The sequence below is a fragment of the Enterobacter sp. 22499 genome, assembly GCF_052044815.1.
GTDB lineage: Bacteria > Pseudomonadota > Gammaproteobacteria > Enterobacterales > Enterobacteriaceae > Enterobacter > Enterobacter bugandensis.
This window is the reverse complement of record NZ_JBQENR010000003.1, coordinates 89,879-115,931: the sequence shown is the minus strand read 5'-3', so window position 1 is coordinate 115,931 and position 26,053 is coordinate 89,879. Positions and strand designations below refer to the sequence as shown.

At 57.1% G+C, this 26,053-nt stretch carries 17 protein-coding genes and 1 pseudogene; 12 read left to right on the top strand and 6 right to left on the bottom strand.

Annotation, left to right across the window (positions count from 1 at the left end):
• Positions 1–8 precede the first annotated feature (8 nt).
• The 8 genes from bcsQ to ACTJI7_RS11630 all read left to right on the top strand — a co-directional run bounded on the left by bcsQ (position 9) and on the right by ACTJI7_RS11630 (position 15,673).
• Entirely contained in the window at positions 9–761 is a 753-nt protein-coding gene (gene bcsQ / locus ACTJI7_RS11665; RefSeq protein ID WP_028014760.1) for a cellulose biosynthesis protein BcsQ, read from the top strand.
• Positions 758–3,373, top strand: a complete 2,616-nt coding sequence (gene bcsA, locus ACTJI7_RS11660) for a UDP-forming cellulose synthase catalytic subunit (protein WP_028014759.1) — start codon at positions 758–760, stop codon at positions 3,371–3,373. The genes bcsQ and bcsA overlap by 4 nt, the downstream gene beginning before the upstream one ends.
• Before the next feature lie 10 nt (positions 3,374–3,383).
• Entirely contained in the window at positions 3,384–5,804 is a 2,421-nt protein-coding gene (bcsB, locus tag ACTJI7_RS11655) for a cellulose biosynthesis cyclic di-GMP-binding regulatory protein BcsB (protein ID WP_049000466.1), read from the top strand.
• A gap of 6 nt (positions 5,805–5,810) precedes the next feature.
• On the top strand, positions 5,811–6,917 hold the full coding sequence (gene bcsZ / locus ACTJI7_RS11650; RefSeq protein WP_047363559.1) for a cellulose synthase complex periplasmic endoglucanase BcsZ: 1,107 nt from the start codon (positions 5,811–5,813) through the stop codon (positions 6,915–6,917).
• Positions 6,899–10,381: a cellulose synthase complex outer membrane protein BcsC gene (bcsC, locus tag ACTJI7_RS11645; protein ID WP_041911851.1), complete on the top strand. Its 3,483-nt coding sequence runs from the start codon at positions 6,899–6,901 to the stop codon at positions 10,379–10,381. Before bcsZ ends, bcsC begins: the two co-directional genes overlap by 19 nt.
• A 119-nt stretch (positions 10,382–10,500) precedes the next feature.
• Positions 10,501–12,507, top strand: coding sequence for a biofilm formation regulator HmsP (gene hmsP / locus ACTJI7_RS11640; RefSeq protein WP_028014755.1), 2,007 nt, complete (start codon positions 10,501–10,503; stop codon positions 12,505–12,507).
• Positions 12,508–12,666: 159 nt separating this feature from the next.
• Positions 12,667–13,953 (top strand): dicarboxylate/amino acid:cation symporter, encoded by a 1,287-nt coding sequence (locus ACTJI7_RS11635; protein WP_028014754.1) that lies wholly within the window; start codon positions 12,667–12,669, stop codon positions 13,951–13,953.
• Positions 13,954–14,179: 226 nt separating this feature from the next.
• The gene (locus tag ACTJI7_RS11630) at positions 14,180–15,673 is read left to right on the top strand and encodes a M16 family metallopeptidase (RefSeq protein ID WP_041911852.1); all 1,494 of its coding nucleotides are present in this window, start codon (positions 14,180–14,182) and stop codon (positions 15,671–15,673) included.
• 47 nt (positions 15,674–15,720) lie between these two features.
• Here ACTJI7_RS11630 and ACTJI7_RS11625 read toward each other — a convergent pair whose 3' ends face one another.
• The gene (locus ACTJI7_RS11625; RefSeq protein ID WP_063155476.1) at positions 15,721–16,650 is read right to left on the bottom strand and encodes a sugar kinase; all 930 of its coding nucleotides are present in this window, start codon (positions 16,648–16,650) and stop codon (positions 15,721–15,723) included.
• A gap of 229 nt (positions 16,651–16,879) precedes the next feature.
• Here ACTJI7_RS11625 and pdeH point away from each other — a divergent pair, with 229 nt between their 5' ends.
• A complete protein-coding gene (gene pdeH / locus ACTJI7_RS11620; protein WP_041911854.1) occupies positions 16,880–17,653 on the top strand; it encodes a cyclic-guanylate-specific phosphodiesterase in 774 nt (257 codons plus the stop codon).
• Positions 17,654–17,718: 65 nt separating this feature from the next.
• Positions 17,719–19,761, top strand: coding sequence for an AsmA family protein (locus ACTJI7_RS11615; RefSeq protein WP_047367228.1), 2,043 nt, complete (start codon positions 17,719–17,721; stop codon positions 19,759–19,761).
• Between the two features lie 50 nt (positions 19,762–19,811).
• Here the strand turns inward: ACTJI7_RS11615 and ACTJI7_RS11610 are convergent, their stop codons facing one another.
• The 3 genes from ACTJI7_RS11610 to ACTJI7_RS11600 all read right to left on the bottom strand — a co-directional run bounded on the left by ACTJI7_RS11610 (position 19,812) and on the right by ACTJI7_RS11600 (position 23,372).
• Positions 19,812–21,134 (bottom strand): MFS transporter, encoded by a 1,323-nt coding sequence (locus tag ACTJI7_RS11610; protein ID WP_028014749.1) that lies wholly within the window; start codon positions 21,132–21,134, stop codon positions 19,812–19,814.
• A 261-nt stretch (positions 21,135–21,395) separates the two neighbouring features.
• Positions 21,396–22,421, bottom strand: a complete 1,026-nt coding sequence (gene yhjD / locus ACTJI7_RS11605; RefSeq protein WP_048960793.1) for an inner membrane protein YhjD — start codon at positions 22,419–22,421, stop codon at positions 21,396–21,398.
• A 51-nt stretch (positions 22,422–22,472) separates the two neighbouring features.
• Complete coding sequence (locus ACTJI7_RS11600; RefSeq protein WP_028014747.1) at positions 22,473–23,372, bottom strand: LysR family transcriptional regulator; 900 nt, start codon at positions 23,370–23,372, stop codon at positions 22,473–22,475.
• A 119-nt stretch (positions 23,373–23,491) separates the two neighbouring features.
• On the opposite strand from ACTJI7_RS11600, the gene ACTJI7_RS11595 reads away from it, so the two are divergent.
• Both ACTJI7_RS11595 and ACTJI7_RS11590 read left to right on the top strand, forming a co-directional pair.
• The gene (locus ACTJI7_RS11595) at positions 23,492–24,250 is read left to right on the top strand and encodes an SDR family NAD(P)-dependent oxidoreductase (protein WP_028014746.1); all 759 of its coding nucleotides are present in this window, start codon (positions 23,492–23,494) and stop codon (positions 24,248–24,250) included.
• Positions 24,251–24,423: 173 nt separating this feature from the next.
• Positions 24,424–25,024 (top strand): annotated as a pseudogene (locus tag ACTJI7_RS11590) (response regulator transcription factor).
• Here ACTJI7_RS11590 and ACTJI7_RS11585 read toward each other — a convergent pair.
• Complete coding sequence (locus tag ACTJI7_RS11585; RefSeq protein ID WP_028014744.1) at positions 25,003–25,341, bottom strand: lysozyme; 339 nt, start codon at positions 25,339–25,341, stop codon at positions 25,003–25,005. The pseudogene ACTJI7_RS11590 and the gene ACTJI7_RS11585 overlap by 22 nt on opposite strands.
• Positions 25,342–25,412: 71 nt before the next feature.
• Positions 25,413–25,952, bottom strand: a complete 540-nt coding sequence (locus tag ACTJI7_RS11580; protein WP_063155478.1) for a GNAT family N-acetyltransferase — start codon at positions 25,950–25,952, stop codon at positions 25,413–25,415.
• Between the last annotated feature and the right edge of the window lie 101 nt (positions 25,953–26,053).

The window sequence follows — 26,053 nt, the reverse complement described above, 5'->3', positions numbered from 1 at the left end:
AGCCATTGATGGCCATACTCGGATTACAGGGCGTCCGTGGCGGTGTGGGTACCACATCTGTTACCGCGGCGCTGGCGTGGTCATTACAGCTTTTAGGTGAATCGGTGCTGGTGATTGACGCCTGCGCCGATAATTTGCTGCGTATGTCGTTCAACGTCGATTTCACTCGCGAAGAGGGCTGGGCCCGCGCGCTGCTTGATGACAAAGACTGGCGGGATGCGGGGCTACGCTATACCTCCCAGCTGGATTTATTGCCTTTTGGCCAACTGACCACCACAGAACGCGAGAATGAAGCCGCCTATCAGCGTCTGTTTTCGCAGTTCACGCTTGCGCTGCAGAGCCTGAAAGAAAAGGGGCACTACCAGTGGATCCTCCTGGATCTGCCGCACGGCGCCGGGACGCTGACCCGGCAGCTCATCGCCCAGTGCGATCATGTACTTTCCGTGGTGAACGTCGATGCGAACTGCCATATTCGCCTGCATCAGCAGGGGCTGCCTCAGAACGCACACCTCCTGATTAACGATTTACGTATCGGTAGCCAAATCCAGGACGATCTCTATCAGGTGTGGCTGCAAAGCCAGCGCCGCCTGCTTCCCATTGTGATTCATCGGGATGAGGGGATGGCGGAATGCCTCGCCTCCAAGCAGCCGCTGGGCGAATACCGCAGCGACTCGCTGGCAGCAGAAGAGATCCTGACGCTGGCGAACTGGTGTCTGCTGAACTTCGCCAGCAAGGCGGAGCCTGCCGGGAGTTCGGTATGAGTCGACTCGCCAGCTGGCTTCTTATCCCGCCGGTCAGTTCGCGTTTGAGCGACCATTACCGGCACTTTCGCCGGCATGGTGCTCCGGCATTCAGCGCCGCACTCGGCTGTTTCTGGCTGATTCTGGCCTGGACGTTCATTCCACTCGAGCACCCGCGCTGGCAGCGCATCCGTGCGCGTCACGGCGAATTATACCCACACATTAACCCCGACCGACCACGGCCTTTGGACCCGGCGCGCTATCTTATTCAGGCCGTCTGGCTGGCAATATCGTCATCCCGAACGGAGAAAATAACGCCGCACTGGCGCAGCTATTCCCGCGTACAGCAGTTACGTGAACGCTATCACCAGTGGCTGGATAAACTGCCCGCTAGCGTCAGCGATAAGACCAGCCATCTGGATAACCATAAAGAGCTTGGGCATCTCCACCCAGGCTTGCGGCGTTTTATTCTCGGCGTGATTGTCGTGTTCTCGCTCATTCTGGCGCTGGTCTGTATTACGCAACCTTTCAACCCGCTGGCGCAGTTCATCTTCCTGATCCTGCTGTGGGGCGTGGCGTTGCTGGTTCGTCGTATTCCGGGCCGTTTCTCGGCGCTGATGCTGATTGTGCTGTCGCTGACGGTTTCCTGCCGCTACATCTGGTGGCGTTACACCTCAACGCTGAACTGGGACGACCCGGTCAGCCTGGTGTGCGGTCTGGTGCTGCTGTTTGCTGAGACCTACGCGTGGATTGTGCTGGTGCTAGGCTATTTCCAGGTGATCTGGCCGCTCAACCGCCAGCCGGTTCCGCTGCCTAAAGACACCACGCAGTGGCCGACCGTCGATCTCTTCGTGCCGACCTACAACGAAGACCTGAGCGTGGTGAAAAACACCATCTATGCCGCGCTGGGCATCGACTGGCCGAAAGATAAGCTCAAAGTCTGGATCCTGGATGACGGCAACCGTCCGGCGTTTCGCCAGTTTGCGGAAGAGGTCGGCGTTGAGTACATCGCCCGCCCGACTCACGAGCACGCGAAGGCCGGGAATATCAACAACGCCCTGAAGTATGCCTCCGGGGAGTTCGTCTCGATTTTTGACTGTGACCACGTGCCGACGCGCTCGTTCCTGCAGATGACCATGGGCTGGTTCCTGAAAGAGAAAGAGCTGGCGATGATGCAGACGCCGCACCACTTCTTCTCGCCGGACCCGTTTGAACGTAACCTTGGCCGCTTCCGCAAAACCCCGAACGAAGGCACGCTGTTCTATGGGCTGGTGCAGGACGGGAACGACATGTGGGATGCCACCTTCTTCTGCGGCTCGTGTGCGGTTATCCGCCGTAAGCCGCTCGATGAAATTGGCGGAATAGCCGTTGAAACGGTAACGGAAGATGCGCATACCTCGCTGCGCCTGCACCGCCGCGGCTATACCTCTGCCTATATGCGTATCCCTCAGGCCGCCGGTCTGGCGACGGAATCTCTCTCGGCGCACATCGGTCAGCGTATTCGCTGGGCGCGCGGCATGGTGCAGATTTTCCGCCTCGATAACCCGCTGATAGGCAAAGGGCTCAAGCTGGCGCAACGTCTCTGCTACGTCAACGCCATGTTCCACTTCTTGTCCGGCATCCCGCGGCTGATCTTCCTGACCGCGCCGCTGGCGTTCCTGCTCCTTCACGCCTATATCATTTACGCCCCCGCGCTGATGATTGCGCTGTTCGTTCTGCCGCACATGATCCACGCGAGCCTGACGAACTCGAAGATTCAGGGCAAATACCGGCACTCCTTCTGGAGTGAAATCTACGAAACGGTGCTGGCGTGGTACATCGCGCCGCCGACGATGGTCGCGCTGATTAACCCGCACAAAGGGAAATTCAACGTCACCGCGAAGGGCGGTCTGGTGGAAGAAGAGTACGTCGACTGGGTGATCTCCCGCCCGTATATCTTCCTCGTGCTGCTGAATATTGTCGGCGTGATCGCCGGTATCTGGCGCTACTTCTACGGCCCGGAAAACGAAATCCTGACCGTCTTCGTCAGTATGGCCTGGGTGTTCTACAACCTGATTATCCTCGGCGGCGCGGTGGCGGTGTCGGTAGAGAGTAAACAGGTTCGTCGCGCGCATCGCGTTGAAATCTGCATGCCTGCGGCGATCGCCCGTGAAGATGGTCACCTCTTCTCCTGTACGGTGCACGACTTCTCTGACGGTGGCCTGGGGATCAAAATCAACGGCCAGGCGAAAGTGCTGGAAGGGCAGAAGGTTAACCTGCTGCTTAAGCGCGGTCAGCAGGAGTATGTCTTCCCGACGCAGGTTGTGCGTGTGGCAGGCAGTGAAGTGGGTCTGCAGCTGATGCCGTTGACCAAAAAGCAACACATTGATTTTGTGCAGTGTACGTTTGCCCGTGCGGATACATGGGCTCTCTGGCAGGACAGCTTCCCGGAAGATAAACCACTGGAAAGCCTGCTGGATATTCTGAAGCTGGGGTTCCGTGGCTATCGTCACCTTGCAGAATTTGCCCCGTCGTCGGTGAAATTAATTTTCCGGTCACTTACTTCGCTGGTTTCCTGGGTCGTGTCGTTCATTCCTCGTCGTCCCGAGCGGGATGAGACGAAGCAGGCGGACCCGGTTATGGCTCAACAATGATGATAACGCGATGAAAACAAAACTTTCCTGGTTATGTGCAGTGGCAATGGGAGTGAGTGCACTTCCCGCAACAATGGCTAACGCAGCACCCGGTAACGCAGCGGCGACGCCTGCGCCGACGGTCCCTGTCGTCGCGCAGGCAACCGATCCGGTTGTTACGGCGGCACCCGGTCAAACAGAAAACATCATTCCGAACCAGCCAACGGAGGGGAACACCCTGCCGGCCGAGAATCCGGTCATCGGGCAGGTGATGCCGGGCGTGCGGGGGGCTAACGCGCCCGTTGTCGCGGATAATGTGCCGTCGCGGGACGTGAAGCTGACCTTCGCGCAAATCGCGCCGCCGCCGGGCAGCATGGTGCTGCGCGGCGTCAACCCTAACGGCAGCATTGAATTTGGTATGCGCAGCGATGAGGTTGTTTCAAATGCGGTACTTAACCTTGAATACACCCCGTCGCCATCACTGCTGCCGACGCAGTCTCAGCTGAAGGTCTACCTGAACGATGAACTGATGGACGTTCTGCCGGTGACCAAAGAGCAGCTGGGTAAGAAAACACAGGCGCAGGTGCCGATTAACCCGCTGTTCATCACCGACTTTAACCGTATCCGTCTGGAGTTTGTTGGTCACTACCGCGATGTCTGCGAAAACCCCGCCAGCAACACGCTGTGGCTGGACGTCGGGCGTAACTCCTCGCTGCAGATGACCTACCAGCCGCTGGCGCTGAAAAACGATCTGTCGGCGTTCCCGGTTCCGTTCTTCGACCCGCGTGATAACCGTCCGCTCACGCTGCCGATGGTGTTTGCATCGTCCCCTGACGTAACCGAGCAGCTGGCGGCGACCATTGTGGCCTCCTGGTTTGGCTCCCGCTCCGGCTGGCGCGGTCAGAACTTCCCGGTGATGTATGACAAAATGCCGGACAGGAACGCGATTGTCTTTGCAACCAACGCGAAGCGTCCGGGCTTCCTGCGCGACCACCCGGAAGTCAAAGCGCCAACCATTGAGATGGTAAGCCACCCGGATAACCCGTACGTGAAGCTGCTGGTGGTCTTTGGTCGTGATGATAAAGATCTGGTCCAGGCCGCGAAGGCGATTGCTCAGGGCAACGTCCTTTTCCGCGGCAACAGCGTGGTGGTGGACGAAGTTAAGCCGCTGCTGGCGCGTAAACCTTATGACGCGCCAAACTGGGTGCGTACCGACCGCGCCGTGACGTTTGGTGAACTAAAAACCTATGAAGAGCAGCTGCAGGCGTCCGGGCTGGAGCCATCGCCGATTAGCCTGTCGCTGAACCTGCCGCCGGATCTGTACCTGCTGCGCACCAACGGCATTGATATCAATCTCAACTACCGCTATACCGCGCCGGCGACGAAAGACAGCTCGCGCATGGATATCAGCCTGAACAACCAGTTCCTGCAATCGTTCAGCCTGCAAAGTACCCAGGACACCAACCGTCTGATGCTCCGCCTGCCGGTGCTGCAGGGGCTGCTGGACGGAAAAACGGACGTCTCTATTCCGGCGCTGAAGCTTGGCGCGATCAACCAACTGCGTTTTGATTTCCAGTACATGAACCCGATGCCTGGCGGTTCGGTGGATAACTGCATCACCTTCCAGCCGGTACAAAACCACGTTGTGATCGGCGATGAGTCGACCATCGACTTCTCGAAGTACTACCATTTCCTGGCGATGCCGGATCTGCGTGCCTTTGCTAACGCGGGCTTCCCGTTCAGCCGCATGGCCGATCTCTCTGAATCCATTGTGGTGATGCCAAAAGCGCCAAACGAAGGCCAGGTGACGACCCTGCTCGACACCATGGCAACCGTAGGCGCGCAAACCGGATTACCGGCAGTTAACGTCACGTTGACCGACGATGGCAGTCAGATCCAGAACAAAGATGCGGATATCATGGTGATCGGCACCATCCCGGACAAGCTGAAGGATGAAAAACGTATCGACCTGCTGGTGAAAGCCACCGAGTCGTGGGTTAACACGCCGCTTCGCCAGACCGAGTTCCCAAGCATTATGCCGGACGTGAACGACCGTAAGGCCAGCGCGCAGACGGCCGTAACCTCTCAGGGGGCGATGGCTGCGGTGGTGGGCTTCCAGTCTCCTTACAACGATCAGCGTAGCGTGATAGCCCTGCTGGCGGACAGCCCGCGTGGCTATGAACTGCTGAATACCGCGATGAACGACAGCGGCAAACGTGCCGCGATGTTTGGTTCTGTGTCGGTGATCCGCGAGTCCGGTGTCAACAGCCTGCGCGTGGGTGATGTGTATTACGTCGGCCATCTGCCGTGGTTCGAGCGCCTGTGGTATGCGCTGTCGAACCATCCGGTTCTGCTCGCCATCCTGGCTGCGGTCAGCGTGGTCTTGCTGGCATGGGTGCTGTGGCGTCTGCTGCGCATCATCAGCCGTCGTCGCCTTAACCCGGATGAGTAAGACGTGATGAAAGCCTTTCGCTGGTGTGTAGTCGCAGCGTTGATGCTGGCGGCGATCCCTCTTCGCGCCGCCTGTACCTGGCCTGCCTGGGAACAGTTTAAAAAGGATTACATCAGCGAGGGCGGGCGCGTCATCGATCCGAGCGACACGCGCAAAATTACAACGTCGGAAGGGCAAAGCTATGCGTTGTTCTTTGCCCTGGCCGCTAACGATCGCAAGGCGTTTGACCAGCTGCTGACGTGGACGCGCGATAACCTCGCCAGCGGCAATCTCAACGATCGTCTGCCCGCCTGGCTCTGGGGACAGAAAGACAAAGAAAACTGGGGGGTGATTGATACCAACTCCGCCTCAGATGCCGATGTCTGGATTGCCTGGTCGCTGCTCGAAGCGGGCCGGTTATGGAAAGACCCGGACTATACCCAAACGGGCAAGGCACTGCTAAAACGCATTGCCAGCGAGGAAGTGGTGAAAGTGCCGGGGCTCGGCTCAATGCTGCTTCCCGGTAAAGTCGGTTTTGCCGAAGAAAACGCCTGGCGCTTTAACCCCAGCTACCTTCCTCCACAGTTAGCGAGCTATTTCACCCGCTACGGTGCCCCTTGGACCACGCTGCGTGAAACCAATCTGCGGCTGCTGCTGGAAAGCGCGCCGAAGGGATTCTCGCCGAACTGGGTGCAGTATCAGAAAAACAAAGGCTGGCAGCTACAGCAGGATAAAACGCTGGAAGGGGGCTATGACGCCATCCGTGTCTATCTTTGGGTGGGCATGATGAGCGATAAAGATCCTCAAAAAGCCCGGCTGCTGACGCGCTTCCAGCCGATGGCGGCAAAGACAATCAAACAGGGCGTGCCGCCGGAGAAAGTGGATGTGGCGACGGGTAAACACACCGGCAATGGCCCGGTCGGGTTCTCTGCCGCGATGCTGCCGTTTTTACAGCAGCGCGATGCCCAGGCGGTTCAGCGCCAGCGCGTGGCAGATCATTTTCCCGATAACAATGCCTACTACAGCTATGTATTGACTCTTTTTGGTCAGGGATGGGATCAGCATCGTTTTCGCTTCACCGCTAAGGGTGAATTAATACCGGATTGGGGCCAGGAATGCGCAAGTTCACAGTAAATCTACTCACTCTATCGCTTGGGCTGGCACTGATGCCGCTGGCGCAGGCCGTTAACTCTCCGCAGCAGAAACAGCTGCTGGAGCAGGTTCGGCTGGGCGAATCGACCCATCGCGAGGATTTGGTTCGTCAGTCGCTCTACCGTCTTGAGCTGATCGATCCGAACAACCCTGACGTCATTGCCGCCCGCTTTCGCTACCTGCTGCGCCAGGGCGATAACGCCGGAGCGCAAAAAGAGCTGGACCGCCTGAAGGGGATCGCCCCTGACTCCGGCGCGTACCAGTCCTCACGCAATACCATGCTGCTTTCCACCCCGGATGGCCGCCAGCAGCTTCAGCAGGCGCGCTTACTCGCTACTACAGGGCACACGCAGGAGGCGATTGCCGCCTATGACAAGCTCTTTGACGGCAACCCGCCGGGCGGCGACGTGGCGACGGAATACTGGAATGTGGTGGCGAAAGATCCTGCCCGTCGCGCTTCGGCCATCAACCAACTGAAAAAAATAAACAGCAGCAGCCCCGGGAATACCCAGCTCCAGACGACGCTGGCCCAGCTTCTGTTCCAGAGCGGACGCCGTGATGAAGGCTTTGCGGTGCTGCAGGAGATGGCTAAATCCACCGGCGGCCGCGGCCAGGCCTCTGACATGTGGTATGAGCAGATCAAAGACCAGCCAGCCAGCAGCGCCAGCGTCACCGCGCTGCAAAAATACCTGACCGTCTTCAGCGACGGCGATAGCGTCGCGGCGGCGCGCGCCCAGCTTGAGGCGCAGCAAAAGCAGCTCGCTGACCCGGCGTTCCGCGCGAAAGCGGAAGGGCTGGCGGCAGTGGATGCCGGGCAGGGGAGTAAGGCGGTGGCGGAGCTGCAAAAAGCCGTCAGCGCCAACCATGCCGACAGTGAAGCGGTGGGGGCTCTGGGGCAGGCCTATTCCCAGAAAGGCGACCGCGCCCGCGCGGTGGCACAGTTTGAAAAGGCGATTGCCCTCGATCCGCAGAGCGATAACCGCGGTAAATGGGACAGCTTGCTGAAGGTTAACCGCTACTGGCTGCTGATCCAGCAGGGGGATGCGGCGCTGAAGGCGAATAACCCGGCGCAGGCGGAGCGTTACTATCAGCAGGCGCGCAACGTCGACAATACCGACAGCTATGCGGTGCTGGGGCTGGGAGATGCTGCCGCCGCGCGTAAAGATAACGACGCGGCGGAGCGTTATTACCGCCAGGCGTTACGTATGGACAGCAGCAACAGCAATGCGGTTCGAGGCCTTGCCAATGTTTACCGAGCGCAGTCCCCGGAGAAAGCCTCGCAGTTTATCCAGTCTCTCTCCGCCAGCCAGCGCCGGAGTATTGATGATATTGAGCGTAGCCTGACTAACGAGCAGCTTTCCGCCCAGGCAGAACAGCTGGAGAGTCAGGGGAAATACGCTCAGGCGGCAGAAATTCAGCGTCGCCGTCTGGCACTCTCGCCCGGTGACGTCTGGATAACGTATCGTCTCTCGCGCGATCTCTACAGCGCGGGCCAGCGCAGCCAGGCGGATACCCTGATGCGCCAGCTTGCCAGCCAGAAACCGTCTGACCCGGAGCAGGTGTATGCCAACGGGCTCTACCTGTCCGGAAACGATCAGGACCGGGCCGCGCTGGCGCATCTGAATACCCTGCCGCGCAGCCAGTGGAACGGCAACATTCAGGAACTTGCCGACCGTCTGCAAAGCAATCAGGTGCTGGAAACCGCCAACCGCCTGCGCGACAGCGGCAAAGAGCAGGAGGCGGAAAATCTTCTGCGTCAACAGCCTGCCTCCACCCGCATCGACCTGACGTTGGCGGACTGGGCGCAGCAGCGTGGAGATCTGAACGCGGCGAAAACGACGTACAGCGCCGTCCTGCAGCGTGAGCCGCAGAACGAAGACGCGATCCTCGGTCTGACCGAAATTTACAGCGCGGAAGGTAACAAAGATGCCGCCCGTGCGGAGCTCGCGAAACTGCCCGCCGCGCAAAACGGCCAGCCGCTGTCGCTCAATATGCAGCGCCGGATCGCGATGGCGCAGGCAGGTCTGGGCGATTCCGCTGCTGCAGAACAGACCTTCAGCAAAATCATTCCGCAGGCTAAATCGCAGCCCGCCTCCATGGAAAGCGCGCTGGTGCTGCGTGATGCTGCCCGCTTCCAGACGCAAAACGGCCAGCCGCAGCAGGCGCTGGAGACGTATAAAGATGCGATGGTGTCGTCCGGCATCACCACGACGCGTCCGGTGGACAATGACAGTTTCACCCGTCTGACGCGTAACGATGAAAAAGATGACTGGCTGAAGCGCGGCGTGCGCAGTGACGCCGGTGATTTGTACCGTCAGCAGGATGTTAACGTCACGCTGCAGCACGACTACTGGGGCTCCAGCGGCACGGGTGGCTATTCTGACCTGAAAGCGCATACCACCATGCTCCAGGTGGACGCCCCGCTCTCTGACGGGCGCATGTTCTTCAGAAGCGATCTGGTCAACATGGACGCTGGCACCTTTGATAACAATAACGGAACCTACGACCCTAAATGGGGGACCTGCTACGACACGCCGTGTAGCGGCAACACCAGCCAGAGCGACAGCGGCGCCAGCGTCGCCGTTGGCTGGCAGAATAAAACCTGGGCGATGGATATTGGTACCACGCCAATGGGCTTTGACGTCGTCGACGTGGTGGGCGGTATCAGCTACAGCAGCGATTTAGGCCCCATCGGCTATACCGTCAACGCCCATCGTCGGCCTATCTCCAGCTCTCTGCTGGCGTTCGCCGGGCAAAAAGATACCAATACCGGCACCACCTGGGGCGGCGTGCGCGCGACGGGCGGCGGGGTAAGCATCAGCTATGACAAAGGCGAGGCGAACGGCGTCTGGTCAAGCCTGAACGCGGAAACGCTGACCGGTAAAAATGTGGAAGATAACTGGCGCGTCCGCTGGATGACGGGTTATTACTACAAGCTCATTAATAAAAACAACGAGCGCCTGACGGTCGGCGTCTCCAATATGCTCTGGCACTACGATAAGGATCTGAGCGGCTATTCCCTCGGTCAGGGCGGCTACTACAGCCCGCAGGAGTATGTCTCCTTCGCGCTGCCGGTGACCTGGCGTAAGCGTACGGAAAACTGGTCCTGGGAGCTGGGTGGCTCGGTGTCCTGGTCCCACTCCAAAACCAAAGACGAGCTGCGTTACCCGATCCAGAGCCTGATCCCGACCGATGAGCCAGGCCGCTATACCGACCGTGGCGCGATGGAAACCGGCAGCTCCTCCTCCGGGACGGGTTATACCGCGCGGGCAATTATCGAACGCCGGGTCACCTCCAACTGGTTTGTGGGTATGGGCGTGGATATTCAGGAAGCGAAAGATTACACCCCAAGCCATGCGCTAATTTATGTGCGCTACTCTGCTGCAGGCTGGCAGGGCGATATGGACTTACCGCCGCAGCCGCTTATTCCTTATGCGGACTGGTAATCGGATTTTCCTTAATCCATTTGTAAGTCTCTCTTAATAGCGCGGCAATCGGGTATACTCAGGCGCGCCAGGTTTACACCCTGGCGCGCCCTGCGCTTCGAGTTTTGTGGAGAGTCATTTTGCGTGTCAGCCGTTCCTTAACGATCAAACAAATGGCGATGGTCTCTGCCGTCACTATGCTGTTTGTACTGCTCTTCTGCGTAATTTTGCTGTTTCATTCCGTACAGCAGAATCGCTATAACACGGCTTCGCAGTTAGAAAGTATCGCCCGCTCGGTGCGCGGCCCGCTCTCCGCCTCGATCCTGAAAGGGGACATTCCCGAAGCGGAAACCATCTTAAAGCGCATTCAGCCTGCCGGGGTCGTTAGCCGCGCCGATGTCGTCTTACCCAACCAGTTCCAGGCGTTGCGGATGAGTTTTATCCCGGAGCGTCCCGTCCCGATGATGGTGATGCGCCTGTTTGAGCTGCCGGTGCAAATTTCTCTGCCTCTCTATTCGCTGGAACGTCCTGCCAATCCGCAGCCACTGGCCTACCTGGTTCTGCAGGCGGACTCGTACCGGATGTATAAATTCGTCATGAGTTGGGTGGTTACGTTAGTGACCACTTGCTTACTTATGACCCTGATCATCAGCGTAGCGCTGACGTGGTGTATAAACCGCCTCATTGTTCACCCGCTGCGCCGTATCGCCCGCGAGCTGAATGGGCTTTCGCCGCAGGATCAACTGGGGCACCAGCTTGAGCTGCCGCGTCTGCATCAAGACGATGAGATCGGTATGCTGGTGCGCAGCTACAACCTCAACCAGCAGCGCATCCAGCGTCATCAGGATGAGCTAAACAACAGCGCCACGCGCTTCCCGGTGTCGGAGCTACCTAATAAAGCGTTTCTGATGGCAATGCTGGAGCAGACCGTTGCGCGGCAGCAAACCACGGCGCTGATGGTGATTGCCTGTGAAACCCTGCAGGACACGGCGGGCGTGCTCAAGGAGAGCCAGCGTGAAATGCTGCTGCTGACGCTGGTGGAAAAGGTGAAGTCTGTCCTTGCTCCGCGCATGGTACTGACACAGGTCAGCGGTTACGACCTGGTGGTGATTGCCAACGGCGTGAAAGAGCCGTGGCACGCCATCACATTAGGTCAGCAAGTACTCACTGTCATAAATGAGCGGCTGCCCGTGCAGGGCATCCAGCTTCGTCCGAGCGCCAGTATCGGTATCGCCATGTACTACGGTGATTTAACGGCGGAACAGCTGTATCGCCGCGCGTTCTCGGCGGCGTTTACCGCCCGGCGCAAAGGGAAAAATCAGATCCAGTTCTTCGACCCGGAGCAGATGGAAAAGGCGCAGCAGCGCCTGACGGAAGAGAGCGATATCCTGACCGCGCTGGATAACCGTCAGTTCGCCCTCTGGCTACAGCCGCAGGTGAATTTACAGACGGGGGAAGTGAAAAGTGCCGAGGCGCTGCTCCGCCTGCAGCAGCCGGATGGCTCATGGGAGCTGCCGGAGGGGCTGATTGAGCGCATCGAATCCTGCGGCCTGATGGTCACCGTTGGCTATTGGGTACTGGAGGAGTCCTGCCGCCAGCTTGCCGCCTGGCAGGAGCGCGGCGTAACGCTGCCGCTGTCGGTCAACTTGTCTGCCCTGCAGCTTATGCATCCGACGATGGTCTCCGAGATGCTGGAGCTGATCCACCGCTACCGGATCAAGCCTGATACGCTGACGCTGGAAGTGACGGAGAGCCGGCGCATTGACGATCCTAACGACGCGGTGGCCATCCTGAAGCCGCTGCGCAATGCTGGCATTCGCATCGCGCTGGACGATTTTGGTATGGGGTACGCCGGGCTGCGCCAGCTTCAGCACATGAAAGCCCTGCCGGTGGACGTGCTCAAAATCGATAAATCGTTTGTCGACGGGCTGCCGGAGGACAGCAGCATGGTGCAGGCCATCGTCCAGATGGCGCGCAGCCTCAAGGTGCATCTTATTGCCGAGGGGATTGAAACCGAAGCGCAACGCGTCTGGCTGGCAGAGGCGGGCGTCGAGAGTGGCCAGGGCTACCTTTTTGCCCCCGCGGTGCCGCCGGATGTCTTCGAGCAGCGATACCTTTCTGGCGCTGACCATAACGCAAAAGTGTAATTTTGTTGCTGGCTTGTGCGAGCCAGTTCAAAGTTCTTAACATTTGTGTTTCAAATTTGAACCGGGTTTATTTCTGTCCTGTTATACGGGTGTTATTTTAGAGCCGCAGGTTAACCATAACCTTACAAAGCCTGTGGTTTTTCTTCCCAAGGACACCCTATGAAAACCTCACTCTTCAAAAGTCTTTATTTCCAGGTCCTGACAGCCATCGCCATCGGTATTCTGCTGGGTCACTATTACCCGGAGCTGGGCGCGCAAATGAAACCGCTTGGCGACGCGTTCGTTAAGCTCATTAAAATGGTCATCGCCCCGGTGATCTTCTGTACGGTGGTAACGGGCATCGCTGGCATGGAAAGCATGAAGGCGGTGGGCCGTACCGGTGCAGTGGCGCTTCTCTACTTTGAAGTGGTCAGTACCCTTGCGCTGATTATTGGTCTGGTCATCGTCAACGTGGTACAGCCTGGCGCGGGTATGAACGTTGATCCCTCTACGCTGGATGCCAAAGCGGTTGCGGTCTATGCCGAACAGGCGAAGGATCAGGGCGTGGTCGCCTTCCTGCTGGACGTCATCCCTGGCAGCGTCATCGGCGCCTTCGCCAGCGGAAACATTCTGCAGGTGCTGCTGTTTGCCGTGATGTTTGGCTTCGCCCTGCACCGTCTGGGCAGCAAAGGCCAGCTTATCTTCAACGTGATTGAAAGCTTCTCGCAGGTCATCTTTGGCATCATCAATATGATCATGCGCCTGGCGCCGATCGGTGCCTTCGGTGCGATGGCCTTCACCATCGGCAAGTATGGCGTTGGCACGCTGGTGCAGCTGGGTCAGCTGATCATCTGCTTCTACATCACCTGTATTCTTTTCGTGGTGGTGGTGCTGGGCTCCATCGCCCGTGCGACAGGCTTCAGCATTTTCAAATTCATCCGCTACATCCGTGAAGAGCTGCTGATTGTTCTGGGGACCTCCTCTTCAGAATCGGCGCTGCCGCGTATGCTCGACAAGATGGAAAAGCTCGGGTGCCGTAAATCGGTGGTCGGCCTGGTGATCCCGACGGGGTACTCCTTCAACCTTGACGGTACCTCGATATACCTGACGATGGCGGCCGTGTTTATCGCCCAGGCGACCAACAGCCATATGGATATTTTCCATCAAATCACCCTGCTGGTGGTGCTCTTGCTGTCGTCTAAAGGGGCGGCGGGCGTGACGGGCAGCGGCTTTATCGTGCTGGCAGCCACCATTTCTGCGGTGGGGCATCTGCCGGTGGCGGGTCTGGCACTGATTCTTGGTATTGACCGCTTTATGTCTGAGGCGCGTGCCCTTACCAACCTGGTGGGTAACGGCGTGGCCACGGTGGTGGTCGCGAAATGGGTGAAAGAGCTGGATCACAAGAAGCTCAACGATACGCTGAATAATCGCGCGTCTGATAGCAAAAATCCTGGTTTAACCTCCTAATCTTGTCACAATTGCCCGCATTCCCTTGTCGGGATGCGGGCTCCTGCGCATAATAACTGTTCATACCTGTCATAATTCGACAAGATTTTTTTTGGGTATATTTCACTTCGGACCGTGACGTTTTGCCGAACGCGCGGTCTAATCGACGTGTTTTCATCGTCATCTTTTAGAGTGCAGCGCGTCGCGAGACACTCTTTTTAACCAGGAATGTTGATCAGGGGTTCACATGCAGGGCACAAAAATTCGACTCTTAACCGGCGGTTTGCTGATGATGGCAGCAGCCAGTTATGTGCAGGCAGATGCGCTCCAGCCAGACCCGGCCTGGCAACAAGGCACGCTAGCGAACGGTTTTCAGTGGCAGGTGTTATCTACTCCACAGCGTCCCAGCGATCGTATTGAAATCCGTCTGTCCGTAAATACCGGCTCCCTTACGGAAAGCACTCAGCAAACCGGTTTTAGCCATTTTATTCCCCGTCTGGCGCTCACGCAGAGCGGCAGCTTGCAGGCAGTACAGGTGCGTTCGCTGTGGCAACAGGCCATCGATCCGAAACGCCCCCTTCCTCCGGCTGTGGTCTCCTATGACTACACCATGTTTAACCTGAGCCTGCCAAATAACCGTAACGACCTGCTTAAAGAAGCCCTTACCTATCTCTCCGATGCCTCTGGCAACCTGGCGATTACGCCGGACACCGTGAACTATGCGTTGAGCAACGGCGACATGGTGGCGACCTGGCCTGCGGATACCAAAGAGGGCTGGTGGCGCTACCGTCTGAAAGGCTCAACGTTGCTGGGGCACGATCCGGCAGAGCCGCTGAAGCAGCCGGTGGACGTCGAACAGGTAAAATCGTTCTACCAGAAATGGTACACCCCGGACGCGATGACGCTGATCGTCGTCGGCAATGTGGATAGCCGCGCGGTGGTTGAGCAGATCAACAAAGCGTTTGGCGATCTGAAGGGCAAACGCGAAACGCCAGCCCCTGTCCCGACGCTCTCTCCGCTGCGCGCCGAGCCTGTCAGCATTATGACGGACACCGTGCGCCAGGACAGGCTCTCCGTGATGTGGGATAACGCCTGGCAGCCTATTCGCGAGTCTGCGGCGCTGCTGCGCTACTGGCGTGCCGATCTGGCGCGTGAAGCGTTGTTCTGGCACGTTCAGCAGACGCTCAGCAAAAACAACGTGAAGAACATTGGCCTTGGCTTTGACTGCCGCGTGCTGTTCCAGCGTGCGCAATGTGCCATTAACGTTGAATCGCCTGGCGATAAACTGAATGCGAACCTGGGTGTGGTGGCGAAAGAGCTGGCAAAAGTGCGTAAAGAGGGGCTCTCTGAAGAGGAGTTCAACGCGCTGCTGGCCCAGAAAAAACTGGAGCTGCAGAAACTGTTTGCCACCTACGCTCGCGCCGATACCGACATTCTGATCAGCCAGCGGATTCGCTCCCTGCAGAATCAGGTTGTCGACATCGCGCCTGAGCAGTACCAGAAGCTGCGTCAGGACTTCCTGAACGGTCTGACTGTGAATATGCTGAATCAGGATTTACGTCAGCAGTTGTCGCAGGATATGGCGTTGATCCTTCTGCAGCCGAAAGGCGAGCCGGAATATGACATGAAGGAACTTCAGAAGACCTGGGATTCCATTATGGCCACCGCGTCGCAGCCGGCGCAGGCTGCAACGGCTGATGATCTACACCAGGACGCGTCGGATATTCCGCAGGGGCAGTAACCCCCTCACGCTGGCCCTCTCCCCTTTGGGGAGAGGGTTAGGGGAAACTAAACAGGCATCGCCTCGCGCGGAATAATCGCCCCGCGATACTGAATCACGGTGCTGGCCGTCAGGTGCCCACGCTGTGCCGCCGCTTCCGGCGTTCCCCCCGTCAGGCGTACCGCCAGGTAGCCCGCGCTGAAGGAATCCCCCGCCGCAGTGGTATCAATCACTTTCTCTTTGGCCAGCTTCACCGCAGGGACCTCAACCACCGCTTCACCCGCAATCGCGACCAGGCACGACTCCGCGCCGCGCTTAACCACCACTTCGCTCACGCCTGCTGCGTGCGTGCGGGCAATCACGTCCTCAACCGGCTTTTCACCCCACAGGGCGTCTTCATCATCGAGCGTCAGGAAGGCGATGTCCGTGCACTGCAGCATCTGCTGATAAACCTGCTGCGTCTCTTCGCGGCTGGCCCACAGGCGCGGGCGGTAGTTGTTATCAAAAATCACCTTCCCGCCGTTGGCGCGGCATTCGCGTAGCAGCGAGAGCAGCTTTTCGCGGCTGACCGGGCTTAAAATCGCCAGGCTAATGCCGCTCAGATAGAGATAGTCAAACGTCGCCAGCTCTTCGCAGATGGCCGCAGCGGCGTCGCTCTCCAGCCAGAATTTGGCCGCGGCTTCGTTACGCCAGTAATAAAACGTGCGTTCGCCGGTGCTGTCAGTTTCGATGTAGTAAAGCCCAGGCAGGCGGTTTTCCATACGCTGTATAAGCGAGGTGTCAACATGTTCACTTTGCCAGGCTTCCAGCATCTGCTGGCTGAAGCTGTCCGTACCAAGGGCGGTGACGTAGTTCACGGTGAGTGCCTCAGGCGCAACCTGACGGGCAATGTAAACCGAGGTGTTTAACGTATCGCCACCAAATCCGCGGCTGACTTCCGCGCCTTTTTGTGACAGCTCAATCATGCATTCGCCAATCACGGCAATTTTTTTGGACATAGTCGTGAACCTGAACAGAAGAATTTTCAGCAGTGTGCGCCGAGTGAATTAGATGGTCAACTATATTAAAACGGTGTTCCATTATTTTATTTGAGCCAGCGCGTGTTCCGGCAAATTTCTGTCATCTTAATTTCATTTTCACGGTGAATTGAACATAAAGTTCTCAATTATCGCGCCGATAATCCTGTGACGAGTCCAGAAAGGCTATCCCAACAACAGGACATCTGAAATGAAGTCAGAGCAGGTTATCCAGCGGCTGAGCACTACGCCTGAGGCAAGTATTGAGAACTTGCAGGAGCATCGCTACTGGCTGCAATGTGAGCGCGCGTACACCTGGCAGCCGATCTATCGAACGGACGGTCGGCTGATGGCAATTGAGATTTTGACCGTCGTTACGCATCCCTCAAACCCTACTCAGCGCATCGCGCCGGATCGCTATTTTGCCGAAGTTGCCGTTCGCCAGCGTCTGGACGTGCTGGAAGAGCAGCTCCGTATGCTGGCGACGAAACAGGCTTTTTTCGAGCAGCATACGATCCTCGCCTCGGTGAACGTGGATGGCCCAACTCTGCTGGCACTGCGTCAGAACGCGAAGCTGCAGGAGCTGATCGCCACCCTGCCGTGGCTGCGCTTTGAGCTGGTGGAGCACGTGCGCCTGCCGCAGGATTCCTCGTTTGCGTCAATGTGTGAATTTGGCCCGCTGTGGCTGGATGACTTTGGCACCGGTATGGCGAACTTCTCGGCCCTCAGCGAAGTGCGCTATGACTACATCAAGGTGGCTCGCGATCTGTTCATCATGCTGCGCCAGACCCCGGAAGGGCGGAATCTGTTTACGCTGTTATTGCAGTTGATGAATCGCTATTGCCAGGGGGTGATCGTTGAAGGCGTGGAAACGCTGGAAGAGTGGCGTGATGTGCAAAACTCTCCCGCAGCGGCGGCGCAAGGCTATTTCCTCTCTCGCCCCGTGCCGATGGATCTCCTCGAAAGCGCCAGAACGACCCTCTGATAGCCCCGTTTCCCTTTGTCTGGACTATAGTTTTACAGGACAGGTCATCAGGAAAGGGGATAACAATGACAAAAACAACCAGGGTCATTTCCTGGATTACAGGGATTTTCTTGTTGTTGATCGCGATCGTCGTCATCATTATCGCGACGTTTGACTGGAACCGCCTTAAGCCGACCATCAACCAGAAAGTCTCAACTGAGCTGAACCGTCCCTTCGCCATTCGTGGCGATCTGGGTGTGGTATGGGAGCGTCAGAAAGAGGAGACCGGCTGGCGAAGCTGGATCCCCTGGCCGCACGTCCACGCCGACGACATTATTCTCGGCAACCCGCCGGATATCCCCGAAGTGACCATGGTGCATCTGCCGCGCGTGGAAGCCACGCTGGCGCCGCTAGCGCTCCTGACCAAAACCGTCTATCTGCCGTGGATCAAGCTCCAGCAGCCCGATGCGCGCCTGATCCGCCTCTCTGAAAAAAACAATAACTGGACGTTTAACCTTGCCAGCGACGGCGAAAAAGATCCGAATGCCCAGCCCTCTTCGTGGTCATTCCGTCTGGACAATATTCTTTTCGATCGCGGGCGGATCGCCATCGACGATAAGGTCAGCAAGGCAGACGTGGAGATCCTGGTCGATCCGCTGGGTAAACCGCTGCCGTTTAGCGAAGTCACGGGCAATAAAGCGAAAGGCGATAGCGCCAAAGCGGGTGATTATGTCTTCGGCCTGACGGCAAAAGGGCGCTACAACGGCCAGCCGCTTAACGGGAAAGGGAAAATCGGCGGCATGCTGGCGCTCCGGAGCGAAGGCACGCCATTCCCGGTGCAGGCGGATTTCCGCTCGGGGAATACGCGCGTGGCGTTTGTGGGGACGGTCAACGACCCGATGAACATGGGGGGCGTCGACCTGCAGCTCAAGTTCGCCGGTGACTCGCTTGGCGAACTGTATGAACTGACTGGCGTACTGCTGCCGGATACCCCGCCGTTCGAAACGGACGGGCATTTGGTTGCCAAAATTGATACCGAAAAATCGTCCGTTTTTGACTACCGGGATTTCAACGGCCGCATCGGCGATAGCGATATTCACGGCACGCTGACCTACACCACCGGAAAACCACGGCCAAAACTGGAAGGGGATGTCGAATCCCGCCAGCTGCGTCTGGCCGATCTTGGCCCGCTGATAGGCGTGGATTCGGGTAAAGGGACAAAGTCAAAAGAGGTCAAAAAGGACGTTCAGCCTGCGGGAAAAGTGCTGCCTTACGATCGCTTTGAAACCGATAAGTGGGACGTGATGGACGCAGATGTGCGCTTCAAAGGGCGCAAGATTGAGCATGGCAGCACGCTGCCGCTGAGCGATCTCTCGACGCATATCATCCTGAAAAATGCCGACCTGCGCCTGCAGCCGCTGAAGTTTGGCATGGCGGGCGGGACGATTTCCTCCAACATTCACCTGGAAGGCGATAAAAAGCCGATGCAGGGGCGGGCGGAGATCCAGGCGCGTCGATTGAAGCTGAAAGAGCTGATGCCGAACGTGGAGCTGATGCAGAAAACCCTCGGTGAAATGAACGGCGATGCGGACATTCGCGGGGTGGGGAATTCCGTGGCGGCACTGCTGGGCAGCGGCAACGGTAACCTGAAACTGCTAATGAACGACGGTCTGGTCAGCCGCAACCTGATGGAGATCCTGGGGCTGAACGTCGGTAACTTTATCATCGGGCAAATCTTTGGCGATGACGAGGTGCGGGTGAACTGCGCGGCGGCGAATGTGGATCTGGTTAACGGGGTGGCGCGTCCGCAGATTTTTGCCTTCGACACGGAAAACGCGGTGATTAACGTGACCGGTACCGCCAGCATGGCCTCCGAGCAGCTGGATTTGACCATCGATCCGGAAAGTAAGGGGATTCGTATTATTACCCTGCGCTCGCCGCTTTACGTGCGTGGGACCTTCAAAAATCCGCAGGCGGGCGTCAAGCCCGGGCCGCTGATTGCGCGTGGCGCGGTGGCCGCAGCCCTCGCGACGTTGGTCACCCCGGCCGCCGCGCTGCTGGCGTTGATTTCGCCGTCAGAAGGCGAGGCGAATCAATGCCGGACGATTTTGTCGCAGATGAAGAAGTAAGGTGCGGTTTGTTATTGCCGGGTAAGGCGTAGCCGCCACCCGGCATTAGCTTACAGCGCCTGATGCTTAGTCTCATGCGTCAGCAGCAGCGCAATCAACGTCAGCGCCGCCATGGCCGCCAGATAAACGCCCACGTAGAACAGACCATAATTTGCCTGCAGCCAGGTGGCGATATACGGTGCCACGGATGCGCCCAGAATAGACGAGACGTTATAGGAGAACGACGCGCCGGTATAACGCACTTCCGTCGGGAACAGCTCCGGCAGCAGCGCACCCATCGGGCCGAAGGTCAGCCCCATCAGGCTCAGGCCAATCAGCAGGTACGCCATCACCAGCGCCGGGCTACCTGAACTCAGCAGCGGCGGGAAGACGAACAGAGCAAACAGAATGATCAGCGTGGTGATCGTAATCATGCTCGCACGACGACCAAACTTATCCGCCAGCAGGCCGGCAATCGGTACCATCACGCCAAACCCAATCACCGCCATCATCAGCATCCACAGCACTTCGTTACGCGGCAGGCCAAGCCCAACCGGTGCGGCAGCGGTACTGTAGGTCATGGAATACACCGTCATGATGTAGAACAGCGTGTAGGTCGCCAGCATGATAAACGTGCCCAGCACGGTCACGCGCACGTGTTTGGTCAGCAGGGTGCCCAGCGGCACTTTTACCTGTTTTTTCGCCGCGGCTACTTTTGCGAACACCGGCGTCTCATGCAGGGAAACACGCACATACAGGCCAATCAGCACCAGCACGGCCGAGAAGACAAACGGAATACGCCAGCCCCAGCTCATGAACTGTTCGTCCGTCAGCAGCCAGGAGAGCAGCAGGAAGGTCCCGTTGGCAAAGAAGAAGCCAATCGGCGCGCCAAGCTGCGGGAATGAACCGTACAGCGCACGTTTACGCGGCGGGGCGTTCTCGGTCGCCAGCAGCGCCGCGCCACCCCATTCACCGCCCAGCCCCAGACCCTGACCAAAACGCGCCAGCGCCAGCAGGACCGGCGCCAGAATGCCGATGGTTTCGTAGGTCGGCAGCAGGCCGATCGCCACGGTGGAGATGCCCATTGTCAGCAGCGAGGCCACCAGGGTGACTTTACGCCCAATACGATCGCCGAAGTGTCCAAACAGCGCGGAGCCAATCGGACGCGCCACAAACGCGATAGCAAAGGTCGCCAGAGACTGTAGCGTCGCCGCCGTCGGGTCTCCCTGCGGGAAGAAAATATGCGGGAAAACGATGACCGCTGCGGTGGCGTAAATGTAAAAGTCGAAGAACTCAATGGCGGTGCCAATCAGCGATGCGACGACAACTTTATTGCGCGAGTTTACCGGGACGTTTTCCGCACCAGAGTCGAGTGTTGTGGCTGTTGATTGCATAATATTTTCTTATTTTTTGTCGAACGAAAGGCCATATTACGCACAGCAAAAGCGACATTTCAATCTGTAACAAAGTCGCTTCCTGATTATAAAATCAACAAAAAGCGGATAATGTTCAGGCCAGCCAAAATGCTTCCATGAAATGCTTCACGTTTTTTAAATATTGGTGGATAAAACTGGTTTTCGGTTAAATAAAAGTTACGGACTGGATTTATATGCTGAAATGATGAGTCGGGCTGAAATATCAGCCCGAGAGCGGAATTAACGGTGTGTTTTTCCGGGCATTCGCGTGTCGCCTTTGTACTCGGCGGTGGCAATCCACGCCGCGCAGAACAAGGTTAAACGCGCGAAGAAGTAGAAGAACGCCATCAGCCCCAGCACCGAGCCAAATGCCGCGCCGGATGGGGATTTCACCAGCGACGGCAGGGTGTAGGTCATCACGATCTTAATCACTTCAAAGCCGATCGCCGCAATCAATGTGCCGCGGAGTAGCGCCTTCTTACGCGGACGATGCCGAGGCAAGCGCCAGAAAATCCAGAAGAACAGCAGGTAGTTGGCGAAGATGGAAATCGCCAGCCCGATACCGCGCCAGGCGGGCTTCAGCCATTCGATGTAATCAAGATAGAGCGCAGAAATAATCATCTGCTGCGCGGAGCCCGCCACGGAGGTAATGGAGAGCGTGACGACGAGCGCGATAAGCAGGCCTATAAGCGAAACAAAGTCGCGGAAATATTTAACCCAAATTTTCTCCTGATCCTGCGGTTTACGCTCCCACACCTCGCGCGACTGGGCGCGAATAGCTTCGCGGAGGTTGCCCATCCAGTTAACGCCGGAGTAAAGGGCGATGAGCAAACCGACGATCCCGACGGTGGTGCGCTGCTGAACGGCGGTGTTAATCGTGCTTTTTAGCGTGGTGGCGAGGGTTGGGTCACTGACGTTATTCAGGATCTTATTGAAAATATCCTGCAGCAGCGTTGGATGCGACGCGAGTACAAAACCGGCCGCAGCAAACGACACCATCAGGATGGGGATCATCGACAGGAACGAAAAATAGGTGATCGCGGCACCGAACTGGTTCCCCATGCGGTCATTAAAGCGCTCGGTCGCACGTATTAGATGCGCAACCATGGGAAACTGCTGAATTCTCTCCGCCAGGCTGGTGACGGTGCCCAGCGCCTTGCTGGCGGTACCAGGGGCTTTAGCCTCTTCCGGCTCGGTTTCCATCTTCTTGATGGGTTCATAATCTAAATGTTGGGTGGGTCGTTGCGGGTTATTTTCCGGCGTCACGCGTCTTTTCCTTTTTCGTTTGGCTGGATGTTATTGAATTATAGCTTGCGACTAGTCCACGTAAGCTTTTGTGAGTTCGGTTAGCCACTCCATAAACAGGTGAACCCGGCGAGAGAGGTTGCGCCGGTGGGGGTAAATCAGGGAGACAGGCATCGGTTCCGCGCGATACTGCGGGAGGATCTCAATCAGTTTCTTGGCGCGCAGCAGGTCGCGCACCCCAACGCGCGGGGCCTGAATGATCCCCAGCCCGGCAAGGCAGGCGGCCTGGTAAGTTTCCGTGCTGTTGACGGTTAGCACCCCGCCCGTTTTTATCCACTGCGTCGTGCTGCCGTTATAAAATTCAAAGCCCTGAGGGCGGCTTCCCAGCATCGCGGCATAATGAATCACGGCGTGCGAGCCTAAATCGTCCAGCGTGTCAGGGTAGCCAAAACGCGCCAGATAATCCGGGCTGGCGCAGTTTATCACCGACAGCTTGCCCAGCGGACGGGCTATCAGCCCTGAGTCCTTCAGGGAACCCACGCGGACCACGCAATCAAACCCTTCCCGGACCACATCCACCAGACGATCGCTGCTGCTGAGCTCCAGTTCGATACCCGGATACTGCTGTAAAAACGCAGGCAGTTTGGGGATGACGACATTTCGAGCAACGCCAACGGGCATATCCACGCGCAGCCTTCCGCTGATGCTGGAGGGATCGTGCTGAAACATACCGTCCAGCTCATCCAGGTTCGCCAGCAGATCTTTTGCCCGTTCGTAATAGACCATGCCGTCCTGCGTCAGGCTGACGCGGCGCGTGGTACGGTGCAGTAGCTGGGTGCCAAGCCGGTTTTCCAGTGCCTGAATTTGCCGGGAAACGCTGCCTTTAGGCAGCGTTAATGTCTCTGCCGCGCGGGAAAAACTCTCCAGTTCCGCGACGCGAACAAACAGCTGCATTGCGTGAATTTTATCCATAGATGAAGCTCATTGTTGTTTGCACTGAAACAGTGAAGCGTTATTACCCATCTTTATTGATCTTCTATCACCTAATAAGCTCTTTCTCAATCTCCATAACAGCCAAAACGAGGTTTATGATGACTGAACGTATCGCATTAGTGACGGGTGGTAGCCGCGGCTTAGGTAAAAACGCTGCGTTAAAGCTGGCTGCTGACGGCACGGGAATTATCCTGACCTACAATCGTAGCCAGCAGGAAGCGCTGGAAGTTGTGCGCGAAATTCAGGAAAAAGGCGTCAAGGCGGCGGCATTAAAGCTCAACGTCGGGGATATCGCCAGTTTCGAAAATTTTGCTCAACAGCTTCAGGAGATCCTGAAGAGCGTCTGGCAGCGCGAAACATTTGATTATTTATTAAACAATGCCGGAACGGGTTTATACGCACCCTATACCGAAACGACGGAAGCCCAGTTTGATGAGGCGCTGAACATTCACTTCAAAGGGCCTTTCTTCCTGACGCAGCGCCTGCTGCCTCTGCTTAACGACGGGGGGCGGATCCTCAATGTCTCCAGCGGACTGGCCCGCTTCACCCAGCCAGGCTCAGGAACCTATGCGGCCATGAAAGGGGCGATGGAAGTGCTCACCCGCTATCAGGCGAAGGAGCTTGGAGCGCGCGGTATCTCCGTCAATATTATCGCACCAGGCGCGATCGAAACCGACTTTGGCGGTGGGCGCGTGCGCGACAACGCGCAGCTTAACCAGATGCTGGCGTCGCAGACGGCGCTGGGGCGGGTAGGTTTGCCGGACGATATCGGGGATGCCATTGCGGCGTTGCTTAGCGATAAGCTTGGCTGGATGAATGCGCAACGTATTGAAGTATCAGGCGGTATGTTTCTGTGATGTCTGATGTTAAGGGGAGGGAACCCCTTAAGGAAATCCTTAATATGGATGTGTCAAAATGCGGGTAAATATAAAAACCACTGGCGGATTTGTAACCTCTCCATTCATTGAGTTTTTTCTTAAATAGCGCCTATGTAGAATCCCCCTTCGCTATTCTCAGAGGGAGAAATACGATGCGAGTAATCATGTTTGACAGGCAGTCGATATTTATTCATGGAGCGGTACGGTTTGCAGAAATTAATTCCTGAAATAAATATAACGGGGGCTTGTCAGGCAGACGATTTATGGACGCAAATATCCGCGTCACCGTCTGCTATCGTCATGATTGACGGCAATTTAATTCAGGATGAGGGGAGTTCTTTCCTGGATGAAATCATGCATCGCTTCCCGTTGGTACGGGTGATGATGGTTCTGGCAAAAAAAGAGACCCGATGGGTTGAACAACTCATGCAGCGAAACGTGATGGCTATTATCCCCCGTAACGCCAACCCTGAGCGGTTTGCCGCCGTGCTGGATTCCGTGTCCAGAGGGATGGTCTGCTTTCCCGCTGAGTGGGTCAGCCAGCAATCGTCAGCGCAGGCGTTACTTTCCTTAAGCGAGCGTCAGCGTGAGGTGCTGAAGCTGCTGGCGGCGGGCGAATCAAACAAAGAAATTGGTCGCAATCTCAACATCAGTGCGGCCACGGTAAAAGCGCATCTGGAAGCGCTTTTTCGCCGGCTGGAGGTAAAAAACCGAACCCAGGCAGCCATGTACTACACCCGGGCGACGGCCTGAAGCAGCGCTTTCGGGAGTGAAGACGTCACGCCGAAACTCAGTATCATCAGTACCAGCGCGTCATGCTGCTGCTGGGTTAATGGATGTATACACTTTTCCCGCAGCAGCGTTTCACACAGCTGAATATCTTCATGGAGTAAATATTCCGCCTGAAGAGGCGTGATAAGGCCGTGAAAATTTTCCCGTTCGCGGATCACATGCCCATAGCCGATAACCCATACACCCTTTTCATCACGATATTTCTCTAGTGAAAGCCCTTGATGTTTCTTTATTAATTCTATGGCGGCAGAAGATATATTTAGCGCATGACCGTTCATATTTGTTTCCTCTTAATGGCGATACTGTAGAGGAATCGCGGTATGAGCAATATCCGCCAAATGGCTGTTGATCAGGAATTATTGTTCAGGTATTCCTGCCGTAATAACCCAAATAACCAGTCATTTTGCCAGCGACCGGAAAGGTAATAGCTTTCACGTAGCTCGCCTTCCAGCTGGAAGCGAGCTTTTTCCAGCAGGCGCCTGGAGGCGACGTTTCCCGCGGTGACGGTGGCGGTGAGCCGACGAATACCGCCCTGATGAAAGGCGTAATCGCAAAGCGCCTGCAGGGATTCGAAGCCGTAACCTTTGCCCTGCGCCTCGGGGGCAAAAAGAAAGCCCACTTCGGCGCAATCTTCTTCCCGATGAATATACCCGGTAACGCCCAGCGGGGCCTGTGAGAGGGCATCACGTACGACGAGGCACAGCCAGTGCGCGCTGCCTGGCGTCCAGGGCGTCAGGCGCGAATCAAACGCCTCCCGGATCGCTGCGACGGAGCGGTTCTCCGCCACAAAGCGCATGACTTCGGGGTGTTGCTGCAACGCCAGAAAAAAGGGCCAGTCTTGCTCCTGCAGGGGCGAGCAGTTCAGGCGTGAGGTCATTAAAACTGGCATTAAGATTCTCCTGAAGCATTTTAAATGATTTTAGGGTTGTCACTTTATTTCAACAGAAAGTCAGGTATGGTTAAGCGCGTATAAATAAAAAGAAAAACGGC

What these genes read in the sequence shown, in the direction of transcription:
- bcsQ (WP_028014760.1), top strand. Translation starts at nt 9, where the DNA reads ATGGCCATACTCGGATTACAGGGCGTCCGTGGCGGTGTGGGTACCACA.
- bcsA (WP_028014759.1), top strand. Translation starts at nt 758, where the DNA reads ATGAGTCGACTCGCCAGCTGGCTTCTTATCCCGCCGGTCAGTTCGCGT.
- bcsB (WP_049000466.1), top strand. Translation starts at nt 3,384, where the DNA reads ATGAAAACAAAACTTTCCTGGTTATGTGCAGTGGCAATGGGAGTGAGT.
- bcsZ (WP_047363559.1), top strand. Translation starts at nt 5,811, where the DNA reads ATGAAAGCCTTTCGCTGGTGTGTAGTCGCAGCGTTGATGCTGGCGGCG.
- bcsC (WP_041911851.1), top strand. Translation starts at nt 6,899, where the DNA reads ATGCGCAAGTTCACAGTAAATCTACTCACTCTATCGCTTGGGCTGGCA.
- ACTJI7_RS11635 (WP_028014754.1), top strand. Translation starts at nt 12,667, where the DNA reads ATGAAAACCTCACTCTTCAAAAGTCTTTATTTCCAGGTCCTGACAGCC.
- ACTJI7_RS11630 (WP_041911852.1), top strand. Translation starts at nt 14,180, where the DNA reads ATGCAGGGCACAAAAATTCGACTCTTAACCGGCGGTTTGCTGATGATG.
- ACTJI7_RS11625 (WP_063155476.1), bottom strand. Translation starts at nt 16,650, where the DNA reads ATGTCCAAAAAAATTGCCGTGATTGGCGAATGCATGATTGAGCTGTCA.
- pdeH (WP_041911854.1), top strand. Translation starts at nt 16,880, where the DNA reads ATGAAGTCAGAGCAGGTTATCCAGCGGCTGAGCACTACGCCTGAGGCA.
- ACTJI7_RS11615 (WP_047367228.1), top strand. Translation starts at nt 17,719, where the DNA reads ATGACAAAAACAACCAGGGTCATTTCCTGGATTACAGGGATTTTCTTG.
- ACTJI7_RS11610 (WP_028014749.1), bottom strand. Translation starts at nt 21,134, where the DNA reads ATGCAATCAACAGCCACAACACTCGACTCTGGTGCGGAAAACGTCCCG.
- ACTJI7_RS11600 (WP_028014747.1), bottom strand. Translation starts at nt 23,372, where the DNA reads ATGGATAAAATTCACGCAATGCAGCTGTTTGTTCGCGTCGCGGAACTG.
- ACTJI7_RS11595 (WP_028014746.1), top strand. Translation starts at nt 23,492, where the DNA reads ATGACTGAACGTATCGCATTAGTGACGGGTGGTAGCCGCGGCTTAGGT.
- ACTJI7_RS11585 (WP_028014744.1), bottom strand. Translation starts at nt 25,341, where the DNA reads ATGAACGGTCATGCGCTAAATATATCTTCTGCCGCCATAGAATTAATA.
- ACTJI7_RS11580 (WP_063155478.1), bottom strand. Translation starts at nt 25,952, where the DNA reads ATGCCAGTTTTAATGACCTCACGCCTGAACTGCTCGCCCCTGCAGGAG.